This window comes from Leclercia sp. M50 (assembly GCF_037150775.1).
In the GTDB taxonomy this organism is placed as follows: Bacteria; Pseudomonadota; Gammaproteobacteria; order Enterobacterales; family Enterobacteriaceae; genus Enterobacter.
The window spans coordinates 1-6,736 of the sequence record NZ_JBBCPK010000156.1; the positions used below are offsets into that span (position 1 = coordinate 1).

General features: G+C 57.6%; 8 protein-coding genes, 1 pseudogene and 1 other annotated feature. Of the genes and pseudogenes, 8 read left to right on the plus strand and 1 reads right to left on the minus strand.

Annotated elements, in window-relative coordinates:
• Window positions 1–109: 109 nt before the first annotated feature.
• A pseudogene (locus WFM46_RS22255) lies at window positions 110–610 on the minus strand (NAD-dependent epimerase/dehydratase family protein); the annotation flags it as partial.
• Window positions 611–784: 174 nt separating this feature from the next.
• Here WFM46_RS22255 and hisL point away from each other — a divergent pair.
• The 8 genes from hisL to WFM46_RS22295 all read left to right on the plus strand — a co-directional run.
• Entirely contained in the window at window positions 785–835 is a 51-nt protein-coding gene (gene hisL, locus WFM46_RS22260) for a his operon leader peptide (protein WP_001364200.1), read from the plus strand.
• Window positions 811–934 (plus strand) — a sequence feature (His leader region). Its footprint overlaps the gene before it by 25 nt.
• 45 nt (window positions 935–979) lie before the next feature.
• Window positions 980–1,879 carry an ATP phosphoribosyltransferase gene (gene hisG / locus WFM46_RS22265; RefSeq protein ID WP_103180189.1) on the plus strand — a complete coding sequence of 300 codons (900 nt, stop codon included), beginning with the start codon at window positions 980–982 and terminating at the stop codon, window positions 1,877–1,879.
• Window positions 1,880–1,884: 5 nt separating this feature from the next.
• On the plus strand, window positions 1,885–3,189 hold the full coding sequence (gene hisD, locus WFM46_RS22270; RefSeq protein WP_336998570.1) for a histidinol dehydrogenase: 1,305 nt from the start codon (window positions 1,885–1,887) through the stop codon (window positions 3,187–3,189).
• On the plus strand, window positions 3,186–4,247 hold the full coding sequence (hisC, locus tag WFM46_RS22275; protein ID WP_336998571.1) for a histidinol-phosphate transaminase: 1,062 nt from the start codon (window positions 3,186–3,188) through the stop codon (window positions 4,245–4,247). Before hisD ends, hisC begins: the two co-directional genes overlap by 4 nt.
• Complete coding sequence (gene hisB / locus WFM46_RS22280; protein ID WP_336998572.1) at window positions 4,244–5,311, plus strand: bifunctional histidinol-phosphatase/imidazoleglycerol-phosphate dehydratase HisB; 1,068 nt, start codon at window positions 4,244–4,246, stop codon at window positions 5,309–5,311. The genes hisC and hisB overlap by 4 nt, the downstream gene beginning before the upstream one ends.
• The gene (gene hisH / locus WFM46_RS22285; RefSeq protein ID WP_336998573.1) at window positions 5,311–5,901 is read left to right on the plus strand and encodes an imidazole glycerol phosphate synthase subunit HisH; all 591 of its coding nucleotides are present in this window, start codon (window positions 5,311–5,313) and stop codon (window positions 5,899–5,901) included. The genes hisB and hisH overlap by 1 nt, the downstream gene beginning before the upstream one ends.
• The gene (gene hisA / locus WFM46_RS22290) at window positions 5,901–6,638 is read left to right on the plus strand and encodes a 1-(5-phosphoribosyl)-5-[(5-phosphoribosylamino)methylideneamino]imidazole-4-carboxamide isomerase (RefSeq protein WP_336998574.1); all 738 of its coding nucleotides are present in this window, start codon (window positions 5,901–5,903) and stop codon (window positions 6,636–6,638) included. Before hisH ends, hisA begins: the two co-directional genes overlap by 1 nt.
• Window positions 6,620–6,736: HisA/HisF-related TIM barrel protein (locus WFM46_RS22295; RefSeq protein ID WP_336998575.1), on the plus strand; the 117-nt coding region annotated here is incomplete at its 3' end. The genes hisA and WFM46_RS22295, both read left to right, overlap by 19 nt.

Here is a 6,736-nt window from a genome sequence, read left to right on the forward strand (position 1 = left end):
ATGATAAGCTATACAAGTGGACATGGAGTAATCTCAAACTGTTGATTAATGGTAACAGATAATGAGAAAAGCTTTAATAATAGGAATTGATGATTATCCAACGCAACCACTGACCAGGCCCTACCAGCCCTGCGAGGCGTAATATATCGACCTGGGTGCCGGGTAAATTATGCAGCCAGTCTTCCAGCTCTTTTAATACCCGCCCGCTCGCCGTCACCGGCTGGCGCGGCATATTTTCTTTGATGGCACCTTCGACATCGCCATATACCGAGGTTGAGCTGGTGAAAATAATGCGCGGAATATGATGTGCCAGCGCGCTGTCGACAATTTCCTGCACCGCCTGCAAATAATAGGTTTCACCCGGACCGGTGCGCCGCGCTGGTAGCGTTAAAACCAGCGCATCCACATTCATCAGGGTGTCCAGGTCATCGGCGTCGCATACCAGTTCCGGCTCAAGGCGCAATTCGACGCTCTCAATACCGCACATCCGCGCCGCCTCGACGCCATCTGCGGTGGTTTTGCTGCCTGTGACGTGCCAGCCCCGCGCCTGTAACGACATGGCCAGCGGCATTCCAAGCCATCCCAGACCGACAATTGCGACCTTTTTCATGCGTTTTCTCCTGACTATTACGCCTCTGCTGTAAGGCTACGCCAGCCACGCTGAACTGACAATTGATAGCGCTAATATGAAATCATTTAATGATTAAAAAAAGCCCTTGCTTTATATAGCGCAAGTGGTTTAGGTTAAACGACATCACATGAATAAGCATTCATCGAGAATTTTATGACACGCGTTCAATTTAAACACCACCATCATCACCATCATCCTGACTAGTCTTTCAGGCGATGTGTGCTGGAAGACAGTTAGATCTTCCAGTGGTGCATGAACGCAAGAAAAAGCCCCCGGAAGATCATCTTCCGGGGGCTTTTTTTTGGACCGTGTTCAGGCAAGTTACAACAGGATCATGAGGAACCGACAATGTTAGATAATTCACGTTTACGCATAGCTATGCAGAAATCAGGTCGTCTTAGCGACGATTCACGCGAACTGCTGGCGCGCTGTGGCATAAAAATTAACCTGCACACGCAGCGTCTGATTGCGCTGGCAGAGAATATGCCGATTGATATTCTGCGTGTGCGTGACGATGACATTCCGGGCCTGGTGATGGACGGCGTGGTCGATCTGGGCATCATTGGCGAAAACGTGCTGGAAGAAGAGCTGCTGACCCGCCGCGCCCAGGGCGAAGATCCGCGCTACTTCACGCTGCGCCGTCTGGATTTTGGCGGCTGCCGCCTGTCGCTGGCCACCGCGGCTGACGAACCGTGGGACGGCCCGGCTTCCCTGAACGGCAAGCGAATTGCCACCTCCTACCCTCACCTGCTGAAGCGCTACCTCGATCAGAAGGGCGTACAGTTTAAATCCTGTCTGCTGAATGGTTCTGTTGAAGTTGCGCCGCGTGCCGGTCTGGCTGATGCAATTTGCGATCTGGTTTCCACGGGCGCCACGCTTGAAGCGAACGGCCTGCGCGAAGTGGAAGTGATCTACCGCTCCAAAGCCTGTCTGATCCAGCGCGACGGCGAAATGCCTGAAGCCAAGCAGCAGCTGATTGACCGTCTGCTGACCCGTATTCAGGGGGTGATCCAGGCCCGTGAATCTAAGTACATCATGATGCATGCGCCTACTGAACGCCTGGATGAAGTGATTGCCCTGCTGCCAGGCGCTGAACGCCCAACTATTCTGCCGCTGGCAGGGGATCAGCAGCGCGTGGCGATGCACATGGTCAGCAGCGAAACCCTGTTCTGGGAAACCATGGAAAAACTTAAAGCGCTGGGCGCCAGTTCAATCCTGGTGTTGCCTATTGAGAAGATGATGGAGTAACCGCCATGAGCTTTAACACCGTGATCGACTGGAACTCCTGTAGCGCGGAACAGCAGCGCGACCTGCTGATGCGCCCGGCTATCTCCGCGTCACAGAGCATTACCCGCACCGTGGCGGAGATTCTGGAAAATGTGAAAACCCGCGGCGACGACGCCCTGCGGGAGTACAGCGCTAAGTTTGATAAAACCGACGTCGCGGCGCTGAAGGTGAGTGAGCAGGAGATTACCGAGGCCGCAGCGCGTCTGAGCGATGAGTTAAAGCAGGCGATGGCTGTCGCGGTACAGAACATTGATACCTTCCACACTGCGCAAAAGCTACAAACCGTCGATGTGGAAACCCTGCCCGGCGTACGCTGCCAGCAGGTGACCCGTCCGGTCGACTCGGTGGGCTTGTATATTCCGGGTGGCTCCGCTCCGCTCTTCTCTACCGTGTTGATGCTGGCGACCCCTGCCCGTATCGCCGGTTGCCGTAAAGTGGTGCTCTGCTCTCCACCACCGATTGCCGATGAAATTCTGTATGCCGCGCAGCTGTGCGGCGTGCAGGAGATTTTCAACGTCGGCGGGGCGCAGGCTATTGCGGCGCTGGCGCTGGGGACGGAGTCCGTTCCGCGCGTGGATAAAATCTTCGGCCCGGGTAACGCCTTCGTCACCGAAGCCAAGCGTCAGGTCAGCCAGCGGCTGGACGGTGCGGCCATCGATATGCCAGCCGGTCCGTCGGAGGTACTGGTGATTGCAGACAGTGGCGCGACCCCGGATTTTGTCGCTTCCGATCTGCTCTCCCAGGCCGAGCACGGCCCGGATTCACAGGTTATCCTGCTGACACCGGATGCAGATATGGCAAAACGAGTGGGTGAAGCCGTAGAACGTCAGCTCGCGGATCTGCCCCGGGCAGAGACTGCCCGTCAGGCGCTCTCTGCCAGCCGCCTGATTGTTGCCCGGGATCTGGACCAGTGCATCGCCATTTCTAATCTCTATGGCCCGGAGCACCTGATCATTCAGACCCGCAACGCCCGTGAGCTGGTCGACAGCATCACCAGCGCCGGTTCGGTATTCCTTGGGGACTGGTCCCCGGAGTCCGCAGGGGATTACGCTTCCGGAACGAACCACGTGCTGCCGACATACGGTTATACCGCCACCTGCTCCAGCCTGGGGCTGGCGGATTTCCAGAAGCGTATGACCGTGCAGGAACTCTCCCGCGAGGGCTTTGCCTCCCTCGCCGCGACCATCGAAACGCTGGCCGCCGCTGAACGGTTGACCGCCCACAAAAATGCCGTGACGCTGCGCGTTGCCGCCCTGAAGGAGCAAGCATGAGTATTGAAGAGTTAGCCCGCGACAACGTTCGCGCCCTGACCCCGTATCAGTCTGCCCGCCGCCTGGGGGGCAATGGCGATGTCTGGCTGAATGCCAACGAATTTCCGACGCCTGTCGCCTTTGAGCTGACCCAGCAGACGCTGAACCGCTATCCGGAGTGTCAGCCGAAAGCGGTCATTGAAAACTATGCGGCCTACGCTGGTGTGCAACCGGAGCAGGTGCTGGTGAGCCGCGGTGCGGATGAAGGTATCGAACTACTGATCCGCGCCTTCTGCGAGCCGGGCAAAGACGCGGTGCTCTACTGCCCGCCAACCTACGGCATGTACAGCGTCAGCGCCGAAACGTTCAACGTTGAGTTGCGTAAAGTACCGTCTCTGGAAAACTGGCAGCTTGATTTACAGGGCATTGCCGATAATCTCGACGGCGTGAAGGTGGTGTTTGTCTGCAGCCCGAACAACCCCACCGGCCAGCTGATTAATCCTCAGGATATTCGCGCCCTGCTGGAGATGACCCGCGGCAAAGCGCTGGTGGTCGCCGATGAAGCCTATATTGAGTTTTGCCCCCAGGCGACGCTGGCCGGCTGGCTGGCAGAGTATCCGCACCTTGTGATCCTGCGGACCCTGTCAAAAGCGTTTGCCCTGGCCGGGCTGCGCTGCGGCTTTACGCTGGCGAATAAAGAGGTGATCGATCTGCTGATGAAGGTGATTGCGCCTTACCCCCTCTCGACCCCGGTAGCCGATATCGCCGCCCAGGCGCTTACCCCGGCGGGTATTGCCGCCATGCGCGGTCGCGTGGCGCAGATTATTGCCGAGCGCGAGTATCTCGTCAGCGCCCTGAAAAAGATCCCCTGCGTTGAGCAGGTTTTCGATTCGGAAACCAACTATATTCTGGCGCGCTTTACCGCCTCAAGTGCAGTATTTAAATCTTTGTGGGATCAGGGCATTATCCTTAGAGACCAGAACAAACAACCCTCTTTGAGTGGCTGCTTACGGATTACCGTAGGTACCCGGGAAGAGAGCCAGCGCGTTATCGACGCCCTGAATGCGGAGAAAGTATGAGCCAGAAGTACCTCTTTATCGATCGTGACGGCACCATTATTTCAGAACCACCCTCAGATTTTCAGGTCGATCGTTTCGACAAGCTGGCGTTTGAAGCCGATGTCATTCCGGTGCTGCTTAAGCTGCAAAAAGCCGGTTTTAAGCTGGTAATGATCACCAACCAGGATGGTCTGGGCACCGACAGCTTCCCGCAGGCCGATTTTGACGGCCCGCACGATCTGATGATGCAGATCCTGACCTCACAGGGCGTCGTCTTTGATGAAGTGTTGATTTGCCCGCATTTACCCGCTGATAATTGCGACTGCCGTAAGCCGAAAGTGAAGCTGGTCGAACAGTATCTGGCCGAAGCGGCGCTGGATAAAGCCAACAGCTACGTGATTGGCGATCGCGCTACCGACATAGAACTGGCCGCTAATATGGGCATTACGGGCCTGCGCTATCACCGTGACGCCCTGAACTGGGCGATGATTGGCGAGCAGTTGACCAAACGCGATCGTTTCTCCCACGTGGAGCGTAATACCAAAGAGACGCAGATCGACGTCAAGGTCTGGCTGGATCGCGAAGGCGGCAGCAAAATCCACACCGGCGTGGGCTTTTTCGATCATATGCTGGATCAGATCGCTACCCACGGCGGATTCCGTATGGAGATCGGCGTGAAAGGCGATCTCTACATTGACGATCACCACACCGTGGAAGATACCGGCCTGGCGCTGGGCGAAGCGCTGAAGCTGGCGCTGGGTGACAAGCGCGGGATTAACCGCTTTGGCTTTGTGCTGCCGATGGATGAGTGCCTGGCGCGCTGCGCGCTGGATATCTCTGGCCGTCCGCACCTGGAATATAAAGCTGACTTTACCTACCAGCGCGTAGGCGACCTGAGCACCGAGATGGTTGAGCACTTCTTCCGCTCCCTCTCCTACGCCATGGGCCTGACGCTGCACCTGAAAACCAAAGGTAAGAACGATCACCACCGCGTGGAGAGCCTCTTTAAGGCCTTTGGCCGCACCCTGCGCCAGGCCATTCGCGTGGAAGGCGATACCCTGCCGTCGTCGAAAGGAGTGCTGTGATGAACGTGGTGATCCTCGATACCGGTTGCGCCAACCTTAACTCCGTAAAATCAGCCATTGCCCGCCATGGCTACGAGCCGCTGGTCAGCCGCGATCCGGATGTGGTGCTGCGCGCCAGCAAACTTTTCTTACCGGGCGTCGGTACGGCGCAGGCGGCGATGGATCAGATCCACCAGCGTGAGCTGGTCGAGCTGATTAAGGCCTGTACCCAGCCGGTGCTGGGAATTTGTCTGGGCATGCAGCTGCTGGGCCGCCGCAGTGAAGAGTCCAACGGCGTGGACCTGCTGGGCATTATTGATGAAGACGTGCCGAAAATGACCGATCACGGTTTACCTCTGCCGCACATGGGCTGGAACCGCGTCTACCCGAAAGCGGGCGATCGCCTGTTCCGTGGTATTGAGGACGGGGCGTACTTCTATTTCGTGCACAGCTACGCAATGCCGGTGAACGCCAGCACTATCGCTCAGTGTCATTACGGCGAGCCCTTCACCGCCGCAGTGCAGAAAGATAACTTCTACGGCGTGCAGTTTCACCCGGAGCGCTCCGGTGCCGCAGGTGCGCAGCTGCTGAAAAACTTCCTGGAGATGTGATGATTATTCCTGCTTTAGATTTAATTGACGGCACGGTTGTCCGTCTGCACCAGGGCGATTACGGCCAGCAACGCGACTATGGCAACGATCCGCTGCCCCGACTGCAGGACTATGCCGCCCAGGGCGCCGAGGTGCTGCACCTGGTTGATCTCACCGGGGCGAAAGAACCGGCCAGACGCCAGATCCCACTGCTGAAAAAACTGGTCGCGGGCGTTAATGTCCCGGTGCAGGTTGGCGGTGGCGTGCGTACCGAAGAAGATGTGGCGGCACTGCTCGACGCGGGCGTGGCGCGCGTGGTGGTAGGCTCCACCGCGGTGAAGGATCCCGAGACGGTAAAAGGCTGGTTCAGACGCTTCGGTGCCGACGCGCTGGTGCTGGCGCTGGATGTGCGTATCGATGACCAGGGTCAAAAACAGGTTGCGGTCAGCGGCTGGCAGGAGAACTCTGGCGTGACGCTGGAGGCGCTGGTCGATCTCTACCTGCCGGTGGGCCTGAAGCATGTCCTGTGTACCGATATCTCCCGCGACGGCACCCTGGCGGGCTCCAACGTGTCGCTGTACGAAGAGGTGTGCGCCCGTTATCCGCAGGTGGCGTTCCAGTCCTCAGGCGGCATTGGTGATTTAAATGATATCGCGGCCCTGCGCGGGACGGGCGTTCGTGGGGTTATCGTTGGTCGCGCCCTGCTGGAAGAAAAATTTACTGTGACGGAGGCGATTCAATGCTGGCAAAACGGATAATTCCTTGTCTCGACGTGCGGGATGGTCAGGTTGTGAAGGGCGTGCAGTTCCGCAACCATGAAATCATCGGTGATATCGTTCCCCTGGCAAAACGCTAT